This window comes from Flavobacterium sp. UBA6135 (assembly GCF_002428305.1).
GTDB lineage: Bacteria > Bacteroidota > Bacteroidia > Flavobacteriales > Flavobacteriaceae > Flavobacterium.
Map to the genome: position 1 here is coordinate 84,387 of NZ_DIVJ01000037.1, position 20,708 is coordinate 105,094.

Here is a 20,708-nt window from a genome sequence, read left to right on the forward strand (position 1 = left end):
ATTTCAGGGACTTTTTTTTATATTTACTATATGGGATACATAGTTTATATTTTATTCTCAGAAAAACACAACAAAACCTACGTGGGACTCACCTCATCATTAATTCAAAGATTTAAAAGTCATAATGAACTGGCTACAAAAGGATACACTATTAAATTTCGTCCTTGGAAAGTAATCTATTTAGAAGTGTATAACTCAAAAACCGAAGCAATGACTCGTGAAAAATGGTTTAAAACTTCAACTTTTAATTACAAAAATCATATCCTTTTCCCTAATAGCTAATCAAATATTTTCCGAAGAAAAGTGCATTGGATTCCTATCCAAACAGGCGGATCCAAGTTCATTTGCCTCCTAAAGCCCCCAAAAGCGTCTTTACATTTTTTATAATTATACAAGTAAGGAATAGTAAGGACTTTTTAAAATCAAATAAATAATCTTTTTCTTATATTTTTAACAAATAAACTACCATTCATCGATATAATCGTTAATTTTAACGTAACACAAGAAAATAAAAGTAGTTTTGTGAACACAATTAAATTATTTGAATAGTAAATAAGTTTCCACAATATATAACGTAAAAGTCATTTGTATATAGGGTTTAGATAATTGATTTTTGACAACGAAAAATCCCGCCAAAAGCGGGATTTTTCTATAATATAAACTATTCTTTAGGAAAGTGCTTTTACTAAAGCCTCAAAATCTAAAAGTTGTTGCTCTCCTGTAGTCAGATTTTTTAAACTATACTTTTCGCTTTGAATTTCTTGCTCACCCACCAAAACAGCAAAAGGAATCCCTCGCTTATCGGCATGTTGAAATTGCTTGGCCAATTTTGAAGCATCCGGATACAGTTCTACTTTTATTCCTGCTTGTCGTAACTTTAAAAGTGCTGCCGAGGCATACAAAGCTTCTTGTTGTCCATAATTGATAAATAGTGCTTTGGTTGTAGCGGTAACGGTTTCAGGAAACAGACCCAATTCTTCTAATACTAAATAAATGCGATCTAATCCGAAAGAAATACCAACGCCACTCATATTTTTTAAACCAAAAATACCGGTCAAATCATCATATCGTCCTCCTCCTCCAATAGAACCCATGGCAACTTTTGGAGCAACAACTTCAAAAATTGCTCCGGTATAATAATTTAAACCTCTTGCTAAAGTGACATCCAAATCGATAACTGCAGATTGCAATCCTAATTTTTCAACGGTTTCACATATAAACTGTAATTCTGCTACTCCTTTTTGGCCTTCCTCAGACGAAGCTAACAATTGACTTAGCTTTTTTATTTTTTCTGCAACTGTTCCTGTAAATTGAAACAAAGGTTGCACTTTTGCTATAGCGGATTCAGAAATGCCTTTCTCTAACATTTCTTTTTTTACACCGTCCTCACCAATTTTATCCAATTTATCCAAAGCAACCGTAAAATCAATCAATTTATCTGAAGCTCCAATTACTTCTGCAATTCCGGAAAGTATTTTTCTGTTGTTGATTTTTATAGTGGCACCCAACAATCCTAAATCAGTAAAAACGGCATCATATAATTGTACCAATTCCACTTCTTGCCAAAGTGAAGTGGAACCTACCACATCGGCATCACACTGATAAAATTCTCTAAATCGTCCTTTTTGCGGACGATCAGCTCGCCAAACGGGCTGAATTTGATACCGCTTGAACGGAAACTCAATTTCATTTTGATGCTGCACCACATACCTCGCAAAAGGAACCGTTAAGTCATAACGAAGGGCTTTTTCGGAGATTTTAGCGGTAAGTTGTTTATAATTTTGTAGCATTTCCGGACTTACCTTATCCAAAAAATCTCCCGAATTTAAAATCTTAAAAATCAAACGATCACCTTCCTCGCCATATTTTCCCATCAATGTTTCAGAATTTTCAAAAGAAGGCGTTTCTATAGGCTGAAATCCATACACCTCAAAATGATGCTTCATCTTTGAACTGATATAATTTCGTTTTGCCACCTCAGCCGGTGAAAAATCTCTTGTCCCTTTTGGAATACTCGGTTTTTGAGCCATTTTTGATTTGCTATTGAATTTTGATATTGAAATTGATTTTTGACATTGCCATTACACAATGCAAATATCTAACTTTTAAAATAATTTTATACAATCTGTGTAACAAATAGTATACTTTAGTGACAAATACAACGTATGGCAAGTTTAGTAAAAGAAAATATTAGAATTGCACTGGGTTCCATTAAAACCCAATTGCTTCGAACGATATTAACCATTGTAATTATTGCAATCGGAATTACCGCTTTGGTTAGTATCTTAACCGTAGTATCGGCTTTAGAAAATACCATTTCAAGTGACTTCTCCTCCATGGGTTCAAACACCTTCAATGTGAGATTATATGATTTGGAGGTACGTGTTGGCGGCGGCGGAAGAAGACAGGAACGCACCAAAATAAATCCGAACATTACCTATCCGGAAGCCAAACAATTTAAAGAGGAATACAAGTATCCTTTTACAAATACCTCGCTTTCTTTTCAAGCGTCATCCAATGCAGAAGTAAAATTTGAAAACCAAAAAACCGACCCCGAAATTGCAATTTTAGGGGTGGATGAAAATTTTATGCCCAACTCGGGATTGGAATTGGACTCAGGAAGAAATTTTAACGGCTTTGATATTGATAACAACAATTATGTTTGTGTAGTAGGCTCCGATTTCAGCAAAGGTTTGTTTAAAGACATCAACCCCATTGATAAAATCATTGCTATTCGAGGGGCAAAATTTAAAGTAATTGGAATCCTCAAAGAAAAAGGTTCTACGTTTGGAAACAGTCAGGATTTAAGAGTTTTTATTCCACTGCAAATCGCACGTTCTTTATTTTCACAACCAAACACCAATTATAATATTAGTGTTATGGTAGATAAAAAAGAATTACTGGAAAGTGCGGTGGATAATGCGGTGATTTCCATGCGTAAAGTTCGAAATTTAAGCCCTATTCAAGAAAATAATTTCAGCATTCTTAGAAGTGATGAGCTCATTAATAAAATTCTTTCAATAACCGACTATTTAAGCATCTCGGCCTGGGTTATCGGCATCATTACCATTTTTGGCTCTTCCATCGCTCTGATGAATATCATGTTGGTTTCGGTAACAGAACGAACCAGAGAGATTGGGGTTAGAAAAGCGCTTGGAGCTAAACGAAAAACCATTGCGTTTCAATTTTTTACAGAAACTATTGTAATTGGTCAGCTGGGTGGTTTCCTCGGTATTATTCTCGGAATTTTGATTGGTTCGGTGTTTGCTTCTTTCTTGGAATTTGCATTTATAATTCCTTGGAAAGCTATCTTTGCCGCAGTAACAACCAGCTTTGTGGTGGCTTTAATTTCCGGATTATATCCTGCTATAAAAGCAGCAAAACTGGATCCTATTGAAGCTTTGCGTTATGAATAACTAACAAAGCGACGCTTGTATCATTCGGTCATTTCCCATAAAATCTTTTTGAAGTTGTATGTTTTTAAAGCCTAATTCTTGTAATAAAGAAACCGTTGCTGCACCTAAATATTGATTAATTTCAAAATACAATCTTCCTCCGGGAGCCAAAGATTCTAAGGCTAGTTCAGCTATTTTTCTGTAAAACAATAACGGATTCTCATCAGAAACAAAAAGGGCCAAATGCGGCTCGTGTTCCAAAACATTGGGTTTAATTTCCTGTTTTTCCAATTCACGAACATACGGCGGATTGGATACTATGACATCAAATTGATTTCCCAAATTTTCTGTTTTTAAAATATCTTGCTCTAAAAAAGTAACTTCAACTTGATTCAATACGGCATTGGAAGTGGCAATCTCAAGTGCCTTGCTACTGACATCCATTGCATAAACTTTCGTATTGGAAAGATGATGTGCCAAACTAATGGCAATACATCCGCTTCCTGTACCAATGTCCAATAAGGTTGTAGGTGGCTTTGCGGAATGATTTTGAAGGATCCAAGCTACCAATTCCTCCGTTTCAGGTCTGGGTAGTAAAACCGAAGGTGTGACACGAAATGGCAAGCCATAAAAAAAAGTAGTACCCATTAAATATTGAATGGGATGATGGGAAAGCAATTGCTCTAAAAAACCATTCCATAACACAACTTCTTCGCTAGTTAACTGAAAGTTGGGTTGCAAAACCAAATCTATTCGTTGCAATTGATGTAAATGATGCAAAACCAAATAAAAAAAAGAACTCGCTTCTTCCAAGCCGTAGTCCGGGGTTAAAGCAGTAATAAAATGGTCTTTATATTCTTTTAAAAGCAAATTAAAAAGTCTTTAAATTATAATTCTTTCAACATCCAAACCGGACAAGAAATATGTCCTGTATCGCCCATGGGAGCCTCCAAATAAACAAATCCATACTTTTGATACAACTTTTGTGCAGAAGTCATGTAGGGCATCGTTTCTAAATAGCATTGCTTAAATCCAAATGTTCTGGCGTTCTCTAAACATTTTTCCATCATCATTGCCCCAAGTCCTAAACCTCTGGCTTCCGGTAAAAAATACATTTTTTGAAGTTCACAAACTCCTTCAGGTCCATTCTCTAAAGGACTTATACCCGCTCCGCCAATTATTTTTCCGTCTTTTACTACTTTAAAATAACTGCTTTTGGGTTTTGAATAGGTCTCATACATAAAATCCAACGATACATCCGCATAAGCGGTTCCCACTTTTGGAACATTATGCTCTATCAAAACAGCACGAATCAATTGTGCAATTACTTCATTATCAGAAGCTAAAATAGGCTCTATGGCAATCATAAAATGAGGAATAAACAGCAAAGTTAAGATTAATCTTTTTAGTGTTGGTGCTATCAGCCTAAAAAACTATTTTTGTGTGATGAGCACGCACGAATTCTTCATGAAACGTTGTATCCAATTGGCCAAAAACGGACTGGGAACTACCTATCCCAACCCTTTAGTGGGAAGTGTCATTGTACATGATGGGAAAATTATTGGGGAAGGTTGGCACCAAAAAGCGGGCGGACCCCATGCGGAAGTTCATGCAATGGCTAACGTGAAAGATAAATCGCTTTTAAAAAATGCTACAATCTATGTAAGCCTCGAACCTTGTAGCCATTTTGGCAAAACACCACCTTGTTGCGATTTAATCATAGCGAATGAAATTCCAACCGTTGTTATCGGAACTAAAGACCCTTTTGCTAAAGTTGACGGCAACGGAATAAAAAAACTTCAAGAGGCCGGAAAAAAGTGCATTGTGGGTGTCTTAGAAAAGGAATGTGCCGAACTCAACAAACGCTTCTTTACATTTCATCAGAAAAAAAGACCGTATATCATTTTGAAATGGGCTCAAACCGCCGATGGTTATATTGCACCCCTGGAGAAAATGGAAAACCGCCCGGTCTGGATTTCCAGTCACTATTCCAGACAACTGGTGCACAAATGGCGAACAGAAGAACAAGCGGTTTTAGTAGGAACAACAACAGCCTTAGACGATAATCCCAAACTGGATGCAAGAGATTGGAAAGGCAATAACCCCACTCGAATTGTAGTAGATCGCGAAAATAAAGTCCCCAATCACTTTCATTTAAAAAACGATGCTGCCAAAACAATTGTTATTACAGCAAAAGAAATTTCAAATGCTACTACTCAAATGTACTACGAATCTGCTATCTTTGATAAATCACTTGTAAACCAGATAACAACAATTTTGTTTAAACATGAAATACAATCGGTTATAATTGAAGGAGGAACAAAAACGATACAACAATTTATTCATTGGAATCTTTGGGACGAAGCCCGAATTTTTAAAAGTAAATTCAAACTTCAATCGGGAATCAAAGCTCCAATTTTTGAAAACAAAACACCCTTTGACCAAAAAAAATGTGGGGATGACGAACTTTTAATTGTTAAAAATTATGATTAATACCATTATTTTTGATTTTGGAGAGGTATTTATCAACCTCGAAAAAGAAGCAGTTGCCAAAGCTTTTAAAGAATTAGGATTAAAAGAATGGTCACAAGATCTTGACGAACTTAACGCAAAATTTGAAATCGGAAAAATATCCGAAATCGAATTTATTGAAGGTTTTCAAAAACACCTACCCAAAGCGTCAATAGATGAAATTCGCAAAGCCTGGAACGCCGTTTTAGGTGATTTTCCGCTGTATCGCCTCGAATTTTTACAAAATCTGAAAGGCAAATACCGCCTTTTTCTACTCAGTAATACCGATGCCATTCATATTGATAAATTTGAACATAAAGTAGGCATCTCCTTTGCACGCGATTTCTATCAATGCTTTGAAAAAGTATATTTTTCTTTTGAAATAGGTATGCGAAAACCCAACGAAGATATTTTCAATTTTGTAATCCATAAACAAGGGCTACAACCCAATAAAACACTTTTTGTTGATGATAGAAAAGACAATACCGATACCGCAGAAAAACTGGGAATGGTGGTTTGGAACCTCAATCCTAATGAAGAAGATGTGGTGGATTTATTTGATAAAAAATTCTAAACCAAAGTGATTTATATTCTTTGCAGTGTTGGACTGAATTCGTTGTTATTCGTCATCTTAAAATGGTTTAATCATTTTAATATTAACACCCTACAAGCCTTAGTTGTAAACTATTTAACCGCCGCTTGCATCGGGTTTCTTTTTAGCTATGAAACTTTTGAAATTGCTGAATTACCTAATAAAACTTGGTATTGGGGTAGTTTCTTTATGGGATTCTTGTTCATTAGTGTTTTTTATTTAACGGCTTTAGCTTCCCAAAGAAACGGACTCTCAGCAACCTCAGTGGCTTCAAAAATGTCGGTCGTAATTCCTATAACTTTAGGCGTCATTATATACAAAGAAAGTTTAGGTGGCTATAAAATTATTGGTATCATTTTAGCTTTAGCTGCTGTCTATTTTACTTCAAAAAAAGAAGAAGGGAAAATAAACCAAAATAAAGAATGGCTATTACCGGCTTTAGTATTTTTGGGTGCAGGTACAATTGATGCAAGTCTGAAAATTATGCAAAATCATCATGTGACTATTGAAGAAATTGCTGTTTTTTCATCGCATACTTTTTTTATGGCTTTTGTCGCAGGCTCTTGCTTAATTGGCTACCAACTCGTAAAAAATAATAAAGCAATTAAAATTAGAAATTGTATGGCCGGCGTCCTATTGGGAATTCCTAATTACTTTTCTTTGTATTTCATGATTAGAATGTTAAATCACCCAACATGGGAGAGTTCTACTATTTTCACTATTCACAATGTGGCTATAGTAATACTCACAACGCTACTCGGAATCATCCTTTTTAAAGAAAAAATAAACCTTAGAAATAGCATCGGAATCCTAATTGCCATAATCGCAATAGTTTTAGTAACCTTTTAATCATGCAAACCAACTCAGAAGATAGCTATTATACCATCGAAAATCCTGTTTTAGAGCTGTTACTAAAAGAAAAAAACAGTAAATTCATTAGTTATGCTTTTCCTGTGTTTTCTGATGAAGAAATTAAAAACCACTTAGCAACTATAAAAAAGAAACACCCCAATGCCAACCATGCTTGTTATGCGTACCAAATAGGTTATAAAACCGTAAAATACCGAGCAAGTGATGACGGTGAACCCAACAACAGTGCAGGAAAACCTATCTATGGACAGATACAATCATTTCATTTCACAAACATTCTGGTGGTGGTGGTTCGCTACTTTGGAGGCGTAAAATTAGGCGTAGGTGGATTGGTCACTGCCTACAAAATGGCAGCAAAAATGGCCTTAGAAGCCGCTCAAAAAGTGGAATGTATCGAAATGACAACCGTAAACCTTAAATACGAATACGAAGACCATCCCAAAATAATGAATCTTTTAAAAGAATCTAAAGCATCAATAAAGGAACAAAAAATGGAATTGAACTGCGAATGGACTATCACAATTCCCGAAAAAGAATACAATCAGTTCCGGGAAAAATGCGAATCCTTTAAAACATGTAAAATCACAAAAATCGATTTATAAGAATCAACTGATGCAGCTAATTTATATTGGATTTAAATTACTTTGTTTTGAATCAAGAATGAGCCTCCAAAATAGTTAAAATTTGTTCCGGTGGCGTAATCGGTCGTCCGGTTTTTATCGACACAAATACCAAAATAAAATCAGCTGTTGTTAATAACTCTCCTTTTTCATCCTCAATGCGACATTCAAATCCTATCTTCACAGAGGAACTGAATTTTAGCTTAGTAATCACTTTTAGTAGATCGTCATAACGAGCTGGTTTCTTGTAATTTATAATGATGTTTACAATGGGCAATGCCACACCGCTTTCTTCCAACTCTTTATATGAAATACCCTGATTTCTAAGCCATTCCACACGCCCTATCTCAAAATAAGGCAAATAATTCCCGTGATAAACAACCCCCATTTGATCGGTTTCTGAATAGCGAACGCGTACTTCTAATTGATGTTCATTCATCGTAATTGTATTCTTTTTCTTGGTTAATATTTTGAACTTCAAAAGTCCTTTACAACAATAATTTTATAAAATCAATACCCTTTTTATTTTTTTTTAAGGATTTTTGTTCACATATTTGTTAACCCAAAATTAACAACTGAAACAGCCTGTTTCTTTTGTAGCTTAACTAGTAATAAATTTATAAAAAATTTTAAGATTCATGGATAAAACTGCGCAATCGGTATGGGAAAACTGTCTGTCTTTTATAAAAGACAATATTCAGGACCAAGCTTATAAAACTTGGTTCGAACCAATTAAGTCAGTTGAACTTACCGACAATGCTCTTTACATTCAAGTACCTAGCAAATTTTTCTACGAATGGCTCGAGGAACACTATGTTAAATTACTAAAAGTGGCTCTTACCAGAGAACTTGGAAAAAATGCAAAGTTACTCTATAAAATCAAAATGGAAAACACTTTTGGCAACAAACAACCTTTTACGGAACAATTGCCAAGCTCTAATAGAAATCCATTAAAACCACAAGAAGTTGATGCTCCCTTTAAAAACCTAAGCCCGGAGCTGAAAAACCCTTTTGTTATTCCTGGAATTAGAAATTTAAAAATTGAATCCCAGTTAAATCCAAATTATAGCTTTGATAACTTCTTAGAAGGGGACTCCAACCGCTTAGCCAGATCAGCAGGTATGGCTGTGGCAAATAAGCCGGGTGGGACTTCGTTCAATCCATTATTAATATTTGGTGGTGTCGGACTAGGTAAAACACATTTGGCCCACGCAATCGGAGTTGAAATCAAAGACAAATACCCTGAAAAAACGGTATTGTATATCTCCGCTGAAGTATTTACACAACAATATATTGATTCGGTTAAAAAAAATACCCGTAACGATTTTATACACTTCTACCAATTGATCGATGTGTTGATAATTGATGATGTGCAATTCCTTTCCGGTAAATCTGGTACGCAAGATGTGTTTTTTCACATTTTTAATTACCTACACCAAAACGGCAAACAGGTAATTCTTACCTCCGACAAAGCTCCGGTGGACATGCAAGATATCGAACAACGTTTGTTATCGCGATTCAAATGGGGATTGTCTGCCGAATTACACCAGCCGGATTACGAAACACGAATCTCCATCTTGAACAACATCCTCTACAGAGATGGCGTGGAAATGCCCGACGAAATTATTGAATACGTAGCTCGAAACATTAAATCAAATGTCAGAGAATTAGAAGGAGCCATCATTTCACTTATCGCTCAAGCTTCTTTCAACAAAAAAGAAGTGACGCTGGAACTGACAAAAAATATTGTCGAAAAATTTGTTAAAAATGTAAAACGCGAAATCTCTATTGAATACATCCAAAAAGTAGTTTCCGATTACTTCCAACTGGATATCGATACACTACAATCCAAAACAAGAAAACGTCACGTGGTGCAAGCCAGACAATTGGCCATGTTTTTTGCAAAGAAATTTACAAAAGCCTCTTTGGCAAATATCGGTTCTCAAATTGGCGACCGAGACCATGCAACCGTATTACACGCCTGCAAAACAGTAGACAATCTGGTTACAACTGACAAACAGTTCCGGAAATTTGTTGATGATATTCATAAAAAATTATCCTTATAAGTTAAATTTTGTGGTTAGTCAAACCGAAAACGACTAACCACTTTTTTTTATTCAATATGGCCGTAAAAATTATAATGGTTTGCTTAGGAAACATTTGCCGCTCTCCCCTTGCGGAAGGAATTCTAGCCTCCAAATTACCCAAAGACTTGTTTCATGTTGACTCTGCAGGAACCGGACATTGGCACATTGGCGACCCACCCGACAGACGCTCAATTGTAACAGCTCAAAAAAACGGTATCGATATTTCGAAACAAAAAGGAAAACTTTTTAAACCTTCGTTCTTTAAAGAATTTGATTATATCTTCGTAATGGACAACAACAATTATCTTGATGTCATTGAAATGGCTACAAATGAAGATGAAAAACAAAAAGTACAACTAATCTTAGAACAGGTTTTCCCGGGAGAAAAAGTAGATGTTCCTGATCCTTATCATGGCAGTCTCAATAATTTCGATAACGTATTTGAAATGCTGAATGAAGCTTGTGAAGTGCTGGCTCAAAAACTGATTGAAAAACACACATCCTCATGAAACCAATTACAGTCAAAGGAAAATTATACCTAATTCCAACTACATTAGGCGAAATAGCTCCCGAAGAAGTGCTACCGCAAACCGTGAAACGTGCCATTGATTTCATAACCGATTATATCGTTGAAAATGAAAAAACAGCCCGAAAATTCATCAAACAAATTCATCCCGAAAAAGCGCAACCTTCACTGCGTATTAGTTTACTGAACAAACATACGGAAGAAAAAGAATATGCCGCAATGATACAACCTTGTTTAGAAGGTAAAAATGTGGGATTAATGAGTGAAGCCGGATGCCCGGGTGTCGCTGATCCGGGTGCCGTAATCGTGAAATTAGCCCACGAAAAAGGAATTCAAGTAGTACCGTTAGTCGGACCATCATCCATTCTTTTGGCATTGATGGGCTCCGGAATGAACGGACAAAGTTTTGCGTTCAATGGGTACCTACCCATCGACAAATCAGAAAAAAAAGCAACTTTGAAAAACTTAGAACGCTTGTCGTTTGAAAAAAACCAAGCACAATTGTTCATTGAAACGCCCTATCGAAACAATAAATTACTCGAAGACATTTTGCAAGCCCTTCAAAATAGTACGCGACTTTGTATTGCAACCGACATTACGCTCCCAACCGAGTACATCAAAACGTTGACGATAAACGACTGGAAAAAAACAAAAGTCGATTTACACAATAGACCTACCATTTTTATTATTCAGAAATCGTAAGTGCGTCTTGTCATTTAGCTTGATTTTTTTATCTAACATAAAAATCATTCGAGTAGAAAAGATTATTTTACATTTTTACAAAAATATTCGTCCATAAAAGATTATTTTGTATTTTTGTAAAAATATTCGAGTATGGAAGATTATTTCAACAAATTAAGAAAATACAATTTCTGGAATAAAAACATTCCGGCATTAGGTTTTCCAAGAACAAAATATACCGATACAATTCTTGATTATACAGGAAATAAACTAATAAAAGTACTGGTTGGACAACGTCGTGTAGGCAAAAGTTATCTACTACGTCAAATTGCGGAAAAACTGATCAAACAAAAAATTCCTGCTGAAAATATATTTTATCTAAATAAAGAATTTACCGACTTTGATTTTGTAAACAGCTATAAGGATTTAGAACTACTGATTGAAAACTATAAGAAAGAAATAAATCCTAAGGGGAAAATCTATGTATTAATTGATGAAATTCAGAATATTGAGGGTTGGGAACATTTTGCAAATTCCTATTCTCAAGATTATGTAGACCAATATGAATTGTTCATTAGTGGCTCGAACTCTAAAATGCTGTCCGGTGAATTAGCAACACTACTTTCAGGAAGGTATGTTTCGTTTGAAATTTTTCCTTTTAGCTTTGAGGAATATGTTGAAATCTTAGAAAAAGAGGCAAACAAATCTAGCTATATTGAGTATATGGAAAGCGGTGGACTGCCCGAACTCTTTGTATTACCAAACGAACAAACCAAACGCAACTACGTTTCAGCTATAAAAGATTCTGTATTACTTCGAGACATTATCCAACGCTATAACATAAAAGACCCGAGATTATTGGAAGATATATTTGTTTATTTAGTAAACAATGCATCCAATTTAATCGCTATTAACAATATTGTGAATTTTTTTAAAAGTAATAACCGTAAAACAACCTATGATACGGTTTCAAATTATATCGAATACATTACAGACACCTTTTTAATTCATAAAACCGAACGATTTGATATCAAAGGGAAGGATATTATTTTAGGAAATTGCAAATACTACATCAACGATTTGGCGTTCAAAAACTATTTATATCAAGGCTTTAGTTATGGAATAGGGTATAAATTGGAAAACTTAGTTTTTCTTGAACTACGTAGAGCCGGTTTTGAAGTTTTTATTGGTGCAGTAAAAAATAAGGAAGTGGACTTTGTGGCTAAAAAAGGAAACCGAACAATCTACCTGCAAGTAACCTATTCACTGGAAAACGAGCAAACAGCTACTAGAGAATATGCACCGCTACAAGTTATACCTGATAATTATGAAAAGGTAGTGGTTTCATTAGATGAGATTACCCTCCCTCCTAACGAAGGAATTTTCCACCTACAAGCCTGGAAACTGAGAGGTTTTTTAAAATAAAAAAAGGCGATGTTAAATTCGCCTTTTTTCTATATAATTGTAGAGTTTAAACTTGCTTTATTTTCACCCGCACCTTTTTTTGCGGCTGAATAATAGACGTATCATAACCCCCGTAATTTTTAATATAACTCTTTAAGGAAGTTCCAAAACCATCTGTAAAACCACGATTCCCATTACTCTTTAAAAATTTACGAACCGAACCAACACCTCCTAAATGGGCTGCAGCCAATAAGCCGGATTCTGTAATAGTTACTCCATGAATTACTTTGCCTTCATACTGCTGAATCTCATTCCTAAGTTCCCACTTGTTTAAAGACAACAAAGCTTTAAATGCCTGCTCCTGAATTCGAGGGGATTTCATAAAAGTCAAACTGTCAGTTATTCCAATGGTTCTTAATGTTCCCATACCAAATTGGTATTTTCCCATATAACCAAATGGATTGACCTTGTGATACTTTCCTTGAGATTCTTTAAAGGCTAAAGCTTGTTTGAAACCGGCAAATGTTTTTCCGGTAAATGGTACGGTGATGTGCTGATAAGCACTTTCGTCTGAAGTTGGAACCGTGTAAAATAATTCCTCAGTCTCATCTACATGAAACCAATCAAAATGCTGAAATTCATAAGGTTTAAAACCGGAGCTTAAAACCACCACTACAAACACAATCGAAGTGTAAAAATACCATTTTCTAATCATAAAGTTGTTTTCTCAGGCCCTGTCACAACACTGAAATTTCACGCTGCAAATATACAACTTTTTTTATAAATATGATTATCAAACAGTTAAACTTTTTCTAAAAGTAAAACCAATGGAATTTGACCCCGTGGGAATCCCTAATTTCAAACGTTGGAGCCGGAATCTTAATCGTATTGAAAATTGAAAATAAAGTGCGTAAAAAAGAAGAAGGGGTACTAATTTTAGTCAAGTCTACATCCAAACTTATATAAAATTGACGATACCTTTCATAATCCGGAAGTGATAAACCGACAGCTGATGACGTTGTGGCTGAAAGCATTCCCTCAGCACCATAGCCTAAAGCCACATTAAACCACTTGGGAAGTTTAGAATTCGGCATAAAAGAACGCAAATTAGCCGACAACCAATAGGTCTGACCGTTGTAATCTTTTACTACTTGTTCGCCAAAACCACTGCCCAACACTGCTGGTCGCTGTCTGGCATATTGCGTAGTGTGAAAAGAAAACTTCGGAACAATCCGCTGCTCCTGCCACATTAGTTCTTGGGAAACATACATCGCCGTTCCTGCAGCATTAGCCGCTACATCGCCCCAAGAGAAACCCCATTCAGCCGAATGTCCGTCAAAAACCTCAACGGCTGTTAAAAACACAAAACCATAACCCGCTCCGTAAAGCAATTGGTCTTTTTTGGAAACTCCGGACCAAGCCAACAGCTCAGCACTCATACGACCCAATTGATAGGCCGCATAAACATGCCCCGCTTTATCCAGTTGCAACCAATGGCTGTTGTCATTCTTAAAATGAAAGGATGAGCTTTCATAATCGGCATACCAAAGTTGATGCAATCCCACCAAAGCCGCTGAAGTTATAACGGCCTCAGAAACCACAACCAAGTTTCTTCTGGAAGTAAGTAAAGAATCTGAGGGTGTCAAAAAGGCTTCAACTTTGGATTGGGAATATCCTCCCGTGATAATCAATAAAAAAAGGGCCGGTAGGAAAACAGACTTTTTCAACTAGTTTCCGGATGTTTGAGCATTCAACCAAGCCGAATAGTTTCTGGCGTTCACAGAATGTTGTTGCAATGTAGTGGCAAATTCGTGATAACCCAATCGGGTGACACTCGCACAGAAATAAATAAAATCATGAGGCTCCGGATTCAAAACGGCATCAATCGAACTGACATCCGGCATAAAGATAGGCCCTGGTGGTAAACCGCTATTCTTGTAGGTGTTATACGGTGAGGCCACTTCCAAATGTTTATAATAAACGCGTTTGATTACCTGATCAAAATCATTCGAAACCAATTTATACGCATAAATCACCGTGGGATCAGCTTGCAATGGCATTCCTATCCTCAAACGGTTCAAATACACTTGTGCCACTTTAGGTCGCTCGTCAACCTTTGAGGTTTCTTTTTGAACAATTGAGGCCAAAATGGAAACTTCTGTGGGGGTTAAACCCAATCCCTCAGCTTTGGCTTTGCGTTCGTCATTCCAAAAACGATAGTATTCTTTCACCAATTGATCCCTGAATTTTGTGGCTGAGGTATTCCAATAAAACTCAAAAGTATTTGGAAGAAACAACGTAAAAACAGTGGCTTCCGTAACGTCATTTTCTTTCAAAAAAACAGAATCTTTAAATGCCGCCATCAAACCGGTACTGTCCGCTTCCAATTGGGAACCTATCCTGTCGGCAAAATTTTCCAATCGTTCTTGATTGTTAAATGTCACCCTAACCGCCACAGGCCTACGTAAAGCGGATACAATTTCATTGGTATTCATGCCCTTCGTCAATTCAAACTTTCCGGCTTTCACTTCTGAAGGATAACCTCTTCGATTGGCCAACGATTCAAACTTATTCATGTCTTTTAAATAAGGAGCTACTAAAGCTTTAACTTCCTCAAAAGTGGAATTTGTAGGCACATAAATACTTACTTTTTCTTCTGTAAAATCTGTATTGGGAGTGAAAACGATTTGATAGACACGAAAGCCTAAAAAAGCCACAACAACTAATAAAGCCAATACAATATAAAGAACTAATTTTTTTAAAGTCATAAATTATTTTTTAAAATATAAATTGATACATTGCTTCATCAGTATAAATACCTTGATTATAAATCCAGTCTTTTTTTAGGCCAACCAATTGAAAACCTAAAGAAGTAAACAACGCAATACTCGGTGAATTAGACACGGCTATATTGGCAAAAAGCTGGTGCACATGCAAATAATCTTTCGCATAAGTAAGCAGCAACTCCAAAGCCTCCTTCCCGTAACCGGAATTTCTGTTATCCTGATTTTGAATGACGATACCGATGCCTGCTCGCTGGTTTTTAGGATCAAAATCAAATAAATCAATCAATCCAATGGCCTCAAAAGTTTCGTGCTTGCAAATGGCCAATCGCAATTGCTTGGCTTCATAAATATCCTTATGTGCATTTTCCAAATAGTTTTTTATCAAAAATAAACTATAAGGTGTTTGCGTTTGACTAACTTCCCAAAGGGCCGTGTCATTCTCAAGCCGATAAACAAATTCCAAATCTTCTGGCTCTAAGGCTCTTAAATAAATATGTTTTCCTTGAAGTGTACTCATAATATTACGTGGCTAAAACGAATTGACCCTCAAAAACAAATTCAGCTGGCCCAATTAAAAACACTTGGGTGTACTTTTGGTCTTCTTTTTGAAAACGCACTTGCAATTGACCGCCTTCTACCAATAACGAAATAGCATTGGAAGTGGTTTTACCTATGGCATTCATCGCAATAGCAACTGCTGTAACACCCGTTCCACAAGACAAGGTTTCGTCTTCTACCCCTCGCTCATAGGTTCGCACCGCAAAAAGAGTGTCTGAAATGGGTTCCACAAAATTGACATTGCTTCCCGCTGCTCCATACAAATCACTATAACGAATGGCACCACCTATTTCTTTTACGGGTACCGATTTTACGTCATCTACCAAAGTAACATGATGGGGCGAACCGGTATTCATAAAAACGTAATCGGAAGCGAATTGTATAGCATCCACATCTTTCATTTGTAAAGCAACGAAACCATCCTCTGAAATTTTGGCATAATGCAAGCCATCTACCGCAATAAAAGTAGTTTCATTTTGAATAACGCCTAATTGTTTGGCGAAAGCTACTATACATCTGCCTCCGTTGCCACACATCGAACTTTCATGGCCATCCGAATTGTAATAAACCATCTTGAAATCGGAATTTTTGTCATTTTCCAACAAAATCAAACCGTCTGCACCTATACCAAAACGCCTGTTACAGAGTCGTTCTATCAGTTTGGTATCATTTTTGAAAAATGTTGCCAAACGGTTATCAATTAGGATAAAGTCATTTCCCGTACCTTGATATTTGTAAAATTGAATTGTCATTTTGTAATTTCTGTTGTACAAAAGTACAATTATTTTAAAGAAAAGTTAAGGTGCGTTAAAGTACGTTAAACCTATTTTACATAAACAATAAATCAAATAATTTTACATTGTATAATAAATAACATTTAGTATATGAAAAACACAGCAAATCTTTTTTTTGTCGCTTTACTGAGTGGTATTATAACACTTGGATCATACAAACTTTTCATAGAAGATAACAAATCTTCTGCAGACAACATCATTACCACAGCACCGTCGTTACCAACCAAAACCGTTGGACTAGCGGCCGAGGCTATTGATTTTACTGAAGCTGCTGAATCCACATTAAACCAAGTAGTGCACGTGAAAAATGTTTCCTATCGAACCGTTTCCAATCCCATTATGGAATTCATGTACGGTCAACGTGGCGGTCAGCAACAACAACAAATCGGAACAGGTTCCGGTGTCATCATCTCTGAAGATGGATATATCGTGACTAACAACCATGTGATCAACGGAGCTCAAGACCTCGAGGTGACTCTTAATAATAAAAAAACATACAAAGCCAAATTAATTGGCACCGACTCCAAAATGGATATCGCTCTCCTAAAAGTGGAAGCCGATGAAAAATTACCGTATATCGTTTTTGCCGATTCAGACCATGTGCGTGTGGGGGAATGGGTTTTGGCTGTCGGAAATCCATACAACCTCAACTCAACAGTTACGGCGGGAATTGTTTCGGCGAAAGCCAGAAACCTCGACACAAGAGGCATTCAATCCTTCATTCAAACCGATGCCGTTGTAAACCCGGGAAATAGCGGTGGTGCGTTAGTAAACACCCGCGGCGAATTAGTGGGAATTAATACCATGATTTCATCCAATACCGGTAGTTATGTTGGCTATTCTTTTGCAGTACCTTCTAACATCACCCGAAAAATTATCGAAGACATCATGGAATTCGGTAACGTGCAACGGGGTATTTTAGGAATCGAAGGAATTGAACTCAACGGGGTGGCTTCCAAAGAATTTAAAGTAGAAGATACCCAAGGTTTTTATGTAAATAAAGTTACCAAAAATTCGGGTGCCGAAAAAGCCGGCATCAAATCGGGCGATGTCATTAAAAAATTAGACAACCAAAACATCAGCTCGTTTGCTGAATTATCGGGCTATATTAACACCAAAAGACCTAATGATGAAATTAAGGTAACGGTAAGCAGAAATGGTAAATTAGTGGTAATTCCGGTAAAATTATCCAAAAAAGAACTCCTGAATTATGAATTTTACGGGTTAGAATTGGAAGATTTAGAGGCGTCGGACAAACAGCGTTTTAAAATAAATCAAGGGGTAAAAATTAAAGACATTACCAATGAAAAATTAGCTCCTTATAGTGAAGAATTAAAAGGAAGCATCATCCTAAGCATTGACGGGGTTAAAGCTACAGATGTAGAAACCGTCTCAAGAAGCTTGGGAAGTAAGACAGAAAAAGAAGGCGTTCGCGTAGAATTACTACTGAAAAACGGGCAGCTAATGCGAATAATAATTTAGTAGGAAGGCTATTTTTAGCCAGGGGCAGTCCTGCAAGGTTTTCATGTGACCTTGCAGGATTTTTTTTAAACACACTCCAATAACCGTCCCCATTCTACCATCATCGCTATCTTCGTCCCCATTGTCCCCATTGTCCCCATTGTCCCAACTCAAAACCCAAAAAAACCTCATAACCATCCTCTAAATTTATTTTTTGTTCAAATAATAATGTGATAAATTTTCATTATATTTGTGTGTNNGTAACCCTTTATTCATATTAATTATGTCCCCTGAAAAAATTTGGTTATCCTCTCCTCATATGGGAGGCACTGAACAACATTTTGTGAATGAAGCGTTTAATGACAATTGGATTGCTCCCCTTGGTCCTAATGTCACTGAATTTGAAAATACATTACAAGAATTTCTTGGCCAAGATAAATACGTCGCAGCGTTAAGCTCAGGTACCGCTGCCATCCATCTGGGTCTGATTTTACTCGGAGTACAACACGGCGATGAAGTTATCTGCCAATCCATGACTTTTTCGGCTTCCGCAAATCCTATTCTTTATCTGGGTGCTCTTCCAATATTTGTGGATAGTGAAGTGGCAACATGGAACATCTGTCCCATTGCATTAGAGGAAGCAATTAAAGACCGTTTGCGTTTAGGCAAAAAACCTAAAGCAATTATTAGCGTACACCTATATGGAATGCCTTACTTGGTAGAGGAAATACAAGCCGTTGCTCTAAAATACAACATCCCTGTTTTAGAAGATAGTGCTGAAGCACTGGGAAGTAGCTATAAAGGTAGAAACTGTGGAACTTTCGGCAATTTCGGAGTATTGTCTTTCAACGGTAATAAAATTATAACTACATCGGGTGGCGGTGCTTTAATTGCTCCTTCATCTAAAATGAAAGATAAAACTGTTTTTTTAGCAACACAAGCTCGTGACAATGCACCACATTACCAACATTCTGAAATAGGATACAATTACCGCTTAAGCAATGTTTGTGCCGGAATAGGTAGAGGCCAAATGCAGGTACTGCAAAAACACATCAAAGCTCGAAGAGAGATGAATGCGTTTTATAAAACATTGTTTTCTGATAAGAAGGGAGTGCAACTCTTACAAGAACCAAATGAAGATTTCTTTTCCAACTATTGGCTAACTGTTCTCACTATTGATCCTTCGCTTGCAAAAGGTAAAAATTCCGAAGACTTGCGACTAGCCCTGGAAAAAGAAAGGATTGAAAGTAGACCTGTATGGAAACCTATGCACTTACAACCGCTTTTCCAAAATTATCCATATTACGGCAATAAGGTTTGTGAAACTTTATTTCAAAACGGATTGTGCTTACCCTCAGGTTCCAACCTGAATCATGACAATAAAATGCGAATTGCCCTAGCTATAAACAATTATTTTAATTCCTGAAATGCAAAAGAAAAGCTATGGTTACCAAACAAAATAATAAACTCAAACTAAAGGAGTTTTTACATCAGTTGTTTCAAAACGTCGACATTTCAAAACTGGGATTCATCCCTAGATGGATCATTTTTTGTATTGATGTTTTTATATTATTAATAGCAGCACTCGCCACTTACTATTTGGTCAAACAATTGACGCTAAATTTTCATCAATTAATCGCTGTTCATTATCGTGTCGCACTAATCATTGTTGTTAACGCACTCTTTTTTGTTATTTTTAAAACCTATTCCGGCATTATTAGACATTCTACTTTTACTGACGGCATCAAATTGTTAAAAGCTACTTTTTGTAGCTTTGTTTCTTTACTAATCATCAATTATTCTTGCTACTTTTTGCTTGGAAGTAAGGTTTATTTGATTCCTTCTTTAATGATCAATTTTATTCTGAATTTTTCATTTTTATTTTTGTTCAGAATCTTTATCAAATTTGTATTCGAAAATTATTTTACCAAAAACAACAAACACAATTTAATCCCTGCCATGGTTTTAGGGTCTGACGCTAATGCAATAGCCGTAGCGAACGTTTTAAAATTGGAAGTCCCCAGCCGTTTCGATATAAAAGGATTTATCAGTAGAGTCGATCATGGCAATTCCAAAACATTGCTCGATTTGCCTTTAATCCAATTGAGCAAGTCTCCAAAAGTAATTCTGAGAAGCTTCAATGCAAAAGCTTTAATCATTGCAGACAACAATATCCCAATTGATGAAAAAACAGAAATTGTTGACAATTGTTTGGAAGCAGGATACAAAATTTTTACCATGCCGATAATTAGTGATTGGGAAAATAAAAAAGAAATTTCTAGAAAAGTTAAAAGAATAGAAATTGAAGATTTATTGGAACGTAAATCAATTTTATTGGAAAAAAAAATTATAGAAACTGAACTCAAAAATAAATGCATCCTCATTACCGGAGCCGCAGGTTCTATCGGTAGCGAAATTGTCCG

Annotated in this window: 21 protein-coding genes and 1 pseudogene; 13 read left to right on the forward strand and 9 right to left on the reverse strand. The window is 36.2% G+C overall.

All coding sequences use genetic code 11. The annotated features are described in order from the left end of the window. The first annotated feature begins 30 nt into the window (after positions 1 to 30). Positions 31 to 282, forward strand: a complete 252-nt coding sequence (locus tag B3L86_RS09630; RefSeq protein ID WP_291118250.1) for a GIY-YIG nuclease family protein — start codon at positions 31 to 33, stop codon at positions 280 to 282. Between the two features lie 386 nt (positions 283 to 668). Here the strand turns inward: B3L86_RS09630 and hisS are convergent, their stop codons facing one another. Next, entirely contained in the window at positions 669 to 2,030 is a 1,362-nt protein-coding gene (gene hisS / locus B3L86_RS09635; RefSeq protein WP_291118253.1) for a histidine--tRNA ligase, read from the reverse strand. Between the two features lie 135 nt (positions 2,031 to 2,165). Between hisS and B3L86_RS09640 the strand changes: the two genes are divergently transcribed. Further along, a complete protein-coding gene (locus B3L86_RS09640) occupies positions 2,166 to 3,416 on the forward strand; it encodes an ABC transporter permease (protein ID WP_291118256.1) in 1,251 nt (416 codons plus the stop codon). On the opposite strand, the gene prmC is transcribed toward B3L86_RS09640, so the two are convergent. Continuing rightward, entirely contained in the window at positions 3,417 to 4,265 is an 849-nt protein-coding gene (gene prmC / locus B3L86_RS09645; RefSeq protein WP_291118258.1) for a peptide chain release factor N(5)-glutamine methyltransferase, read from the reverse strand. Between the two features lie 17 nt (positions 4,266 to 4,282). Beyond that, positions 4,283 to 4,762, reverse strand: coding sequence for a GNAT family N-acetyltransferase (locus B3L86_RS09650; protein WP_291118336.1), 480 nt, complete (start codon positions 4,760 to 4,762; stop codon positions 4,283 to 4,285). Between the two features lie 79 nt (positions 4,763 to 4,841). Between B3L86_RS09650 and ribD the strand changes: the two genes are divergently transcribed. From ribD to B3L86_RS09670, 4 genes are read left to right on the forward strand one after another with little or no spacing between them, the layout of a single operon-like run. Continuing rightward, positions 4,842 to 5,888 carry a bifunctional diaminohydroxyphosphoribosylaminopyrimidine deaminase/5-amino-6-(5-phosphoribosylamino)uracil reductase RibD gene (gene ribD / locus B3L86_RS09655; protein WP_291118261.1) on the forward strand — a complete coding sequence of 349 codons (1,047 nt, stop codon included), beginning with the start codon at positions 4,842 to 4,844 and terminating at the stop codon, positions 5,886 to 5,888. Then, positions 5,881 to 6,480, forward strand: a complete 600-nt coding sequence (locus B3L86_RS09660; RefSeq protein WP_291118264.1) for an HAD family hydrolase — start codon at positions 5,881 to 5,883, stop codon at positions 6,478 to 6,480. The genes ribD and B3L86_RS09660 overlap by 8 nt, the downstream gene beginning before the upstream one ends. A 6-nt stretch (positions 6,481 to 6,486) precedes the next feature. Next, positions 6,487 to 7,347, forward strand: coding sequence for a DMT family transporter (locus B3L86_RS09665; RefSeq protein ID WP_291118267.1), 861 nt, complete (start codon positions 6,487 to 6,489; stop codon positions 7,345 to 7,347). Between the two features lie 2 nt (positions 7,348 to 7,349). Beyond that, complete coding sequence (locus tag B3L86_RS09670) at positions 7,350 to 7,970, forward strand: IMPACT family protein (protein WP_291118270.1); 621 nt, start codon at positions 7,350 to 7,352, stop codon at positions 7,968 to 7,970. 52 nt (positions 7,971 to 8,022) lie between these two features. On the opposite strand, the gene B3L86_RS09675 is transcribed toward B3L86_RS09670, so the two are convergent. Continuing rightward, positions 8,023 to 8,427, reverse strand: coding sequence for an acyl-CoA thioesterase (locus B3L86_RS09675; RefSeq protein WP_291118273.1), 405 nt, complete (start codon positions 8,425 to 8,427; stop codon positions 8,023 to 8,025). A gap of 199 nt (positions 8,428 to 8,626) precedes the next feature. Here B3L86_RS09675 and dnaA point away from each other — a divergent pair, with 199 nt between their 5' ends. The 4 genes from dnaA to B3L86_RS09695 all read left to right on the forward strand — a co-directional run bounded on the left by dnaA (position 8,627) and on the right by B3L86_RS09695 (position 12,707). Beyond that, positions 8,627 to 10,054: a chromosomal replication initiator protein DnaA gene (dnaA, locus tag B3L86_RS09680; RefSeq protein WP_291118276.1), complete on the forward strand. Its 1,428-nt coding sequence runs from the start codon at positions 8,627 to 8,629 to the stop codon at positions 10,052 to 10,054. A gap of 56 nt (positions 10,055 to 10,110) precedes the next feature. After that, positions 10,111 to 10,584 (forward strand): low molecular weight protein-tyrosine-phosphatase, encoded by a 474-nt coding sequence (locus B3L86_RS09685; RefSeq protein WP_291118279.1) that lies wholly within the window; start codon positions 10,111 to 10,113, stop codon positions 10,582 to 10,584. Then, on the forward strand, positions 10,581 to 11,303 hold the full coding sequence (locus B3L86_RS09690; protein WP_291118281.1) for an SAM-dependent methyltransferase: 723 nt from the start codon (positions 10,581 to 10,583) through the stop codon (positions 11,301 to 11,303). Before B3L86_RS09685 ends, B3L86_RS09690 begins: the two co-directional genes overlap by 4 nt. A gap of 132 nt (positions 11,304 to 11,435) precedes the next feature. After that, the gene (locus B3L86_RS09695; RefSeq protein ID WP_291118284.1) at positions 11,436 to 12,707 is read left to right on the forward strand and encodes an ATP-binding protein; all 1,272 of its coding nucleotides are present in this window, start codon (positions 11,436 to 11,438) and stop codon (positions 12,705 to 12,707) included. 46 nt (positions 12,708 to 12,753) lie between these two features. Here B3L86_RS09695 and B3L86_RS09700 read toward each other — a convergent pair whose 3' ends face one another. The 5 genes from B3L86_RS09700 to dapF all read right to left on the reverse strand — a co-directional run bounded on the left by B3L86_RS09700 (position 12,754) and on the right by dapF (position 16,782). Continuing rightward, entirely contained in the window at positions 12,754 to 13,401 is a 648-nt protein-coding gene (locus B3L86_RS09700) for a peptidoglycan-binding protein LysM (RefSeq protein ID WP_291118287.1), read from the reverse strand. Positions 13,402 to 13,498: 97 nt separating this feature from the next. Further along, positions 13,499 to 14,413 (reverse strand): DUF2279 domain-containing protein, encoded by a 915-nt coding sequence (locus B3L86_RS09705; protein ID WP_291118290.1) that lies wholly within the window; start codon positions 14,411 to 14,413, stop codon positions 13,499 to 13,501. Then, complete coding sequence (mltG, locus tag B3L86_RS09710) at positions 14,414 to 15,454, reverse strand: endolytic transglycosylase MltG (protein WP_291118293.1); 1,041 nt, start codon at positions 15,452 to 15,454, stop codon at positions 14,414 to 14,416. Positions 15,455 to 15,464: 10 nt separating this feature from the next. Continuing rightward, complete coding sequence (locus B3L86_RS09715) at positions 15,465 to 15,989, reverse strand: GNAT family N-acetyltransferase (RefSeq protein ID WP_291118296.1); 525 nt, start codon at positions 15,987 to 15,989, stop codon at positions 15,465 to 15,467. 4 nt (positions 15,990 to 15,993) lie between these two features. After that, a complete protein-coding gene (gene dapF, locus B3L86_RS09720) occupies positions 15,994 to 16,782 on the reverse strand; it encodes a diaminopimelate epimerase (protein ID WP_291118299.1) in 789 nt (262 codons plus the stop codon). A gap of 132 nt (positions 16,783 to 16,914) precedes the next feature. Here dapF and B3L86_RS09725 point away from each other — a divergent pair, with 132 nt between their 5' ends. The 3 genes and pseudogenes from B3L86_RS09725 to B3L86_RS09735 all read left to right on the forward strand — a co-directional run. Next, positions 16,915 to 18,306, forward strand: coding sequence for a S1C family serine protease (locus B3L86_RS09725; RefSeq protein WP_291118302.1), 1,392 nt, complete (start codon positions 16,915 to 16,917; stop codon positions 18,304 to 18,306). Between the two features lie 262 nt (positions 18,307 to 18,568). Continuing rightward, positions 18,569 to 19,711 carry a DegT/DnrJ/EryC1/StrS family aminotransferase gene (locus tag B3L86_RS09730; RefSeq protein ID WP_291118304.1) on the forward strand — a complete coding sequence of 381 codons (1,143 nt, stop codon included), beginning with the start codon at positions 18,569 to 18,571 and terminating at the stop codon, positions 19,709 to 19,711. Between the two features lie 17 nt (positions 19,712 to 19,728). Beyond that, positions 19,729 to 20,708 (forward strand): annotated as a pseudogene (locus B3L86_RS09735) (polysaccharide biosynthesis protein); the annotation flags it as partial.

Coding starts and splice junctions, on each gene's coding strand:
- B3L86_RS09675 (WP_291118273.1), bottom strand. CDS start 8,427: ATGAATGAACATCAATTAGAAGTACGCGTTCGCTATTCAGAAACCGAT.
- B3L86_RS09690 (WP_291118281.1), top strand. CDS start 10,581: ATGAAACCAATTACAGTCAAAGGAAAATTATACCTAATTCCAACTACA.
- B3L86_RS09730 (WP_291118304.1), top strand. CDS start 18,569: ATGTCCCCTGAAAAAATTTGGTTATCCTCTCCTCATATGGGAGGCACT.
- B3L86_RS09670 (WP_291118270.1), top strand. CDS start 7,350: ATGCAAACCAACTCAGAAGATAGCTATTATACCATCGAAAATCCTGTT.
- B3L86_RS09640 (WP_291118256.1), top strand. CDS start 2,166: ATGGCAAGTTTAGTAAAAGAAAATATTAGAATTGCACTGGGTTCCATT.
- B3L86_RS09725 (WP_291118302.1), top strand. CDS start 16,915: ATGAAAAACACAGCAAATCTTTTTTTTGTCGCTTTACTGAGTGGTATT.
- ribD (WP_291118261.1), top strand. CDS start 4,842: ATGAGCACGCACGAATTCTTCATGAAACGTTGTATCCAATTGGCCAAA.
- B3L86_RS09650 (WP_291118336.1), bottom strand. CDS start 4,762: ATGATTGCCATAGAGCCTATTTTAGCTTCTGATAATGAAGTAATTGCA.
- B3L86_RS09695 (WP_291118284.1), top strand. CDS start 11,436: ATGGAAGATTATTTCAACAAATTAAGAAAATACAATTTCTGGAATAAA.
- B3L86_RS09630 (WP_291118250.1), top strand. CDS start 31: ATGGGATACATAGTTTATATTTTATTCTCAGAAAAACACAACAAAACC.
- B3L86_RS09700 (WP_291118287.1), bottom strand. CDS start 13,401: ATGATTAGAAAATGGTATTTTTACACTTCGATTGTGTTTGTAGTGGTG.
- hisS (WP_291118253.1), bottom strand. CDS start 2,030: ATGGCTCAAAAACCGAGTATTCCAAAAGGGACAAGAGATTTTTCACCG.
- B3L86_RS09660 (WP_291118264.1), top strand. CDS start 5,881: ATGATTAATACCATTATTTTTGATTTTGGAGAGGTATTTATCAACCTC.
- dapF (WP_291118299.1), bottom strand. CDS start 16,782: ATGACAATTCAATTTTACAAATATCAAGGTACGGGAAATGACTTTATC.
- B3L86_RS09685 (WP_291118279.1), top strand. CDS start 10,111: ATGGCCGTAAAAATTATAATGGTTTGCTTAGGAAACATTTGCCGCTCT.
- B3L86_RS09715 (WP_291118296.1), bottom strand. CDS start 15,989: ATGAGTACACTTCAAGGAAAACATATTTATTTAAGAGCCTTAGAGCCA.
- dnaA (WP_291118276.1), top strand. CDS start 8,627: ATGGATAAAACTGCGCAATCGGTATGGGAAAACTGTCTGTCTTTTATA.
- mltG (WP_291118293.1), bottom strand. CDS start 15,454: ATGACTTTAAAAAAATTAGTTCTTTATATTGTATTGGCTTTATTAGTT.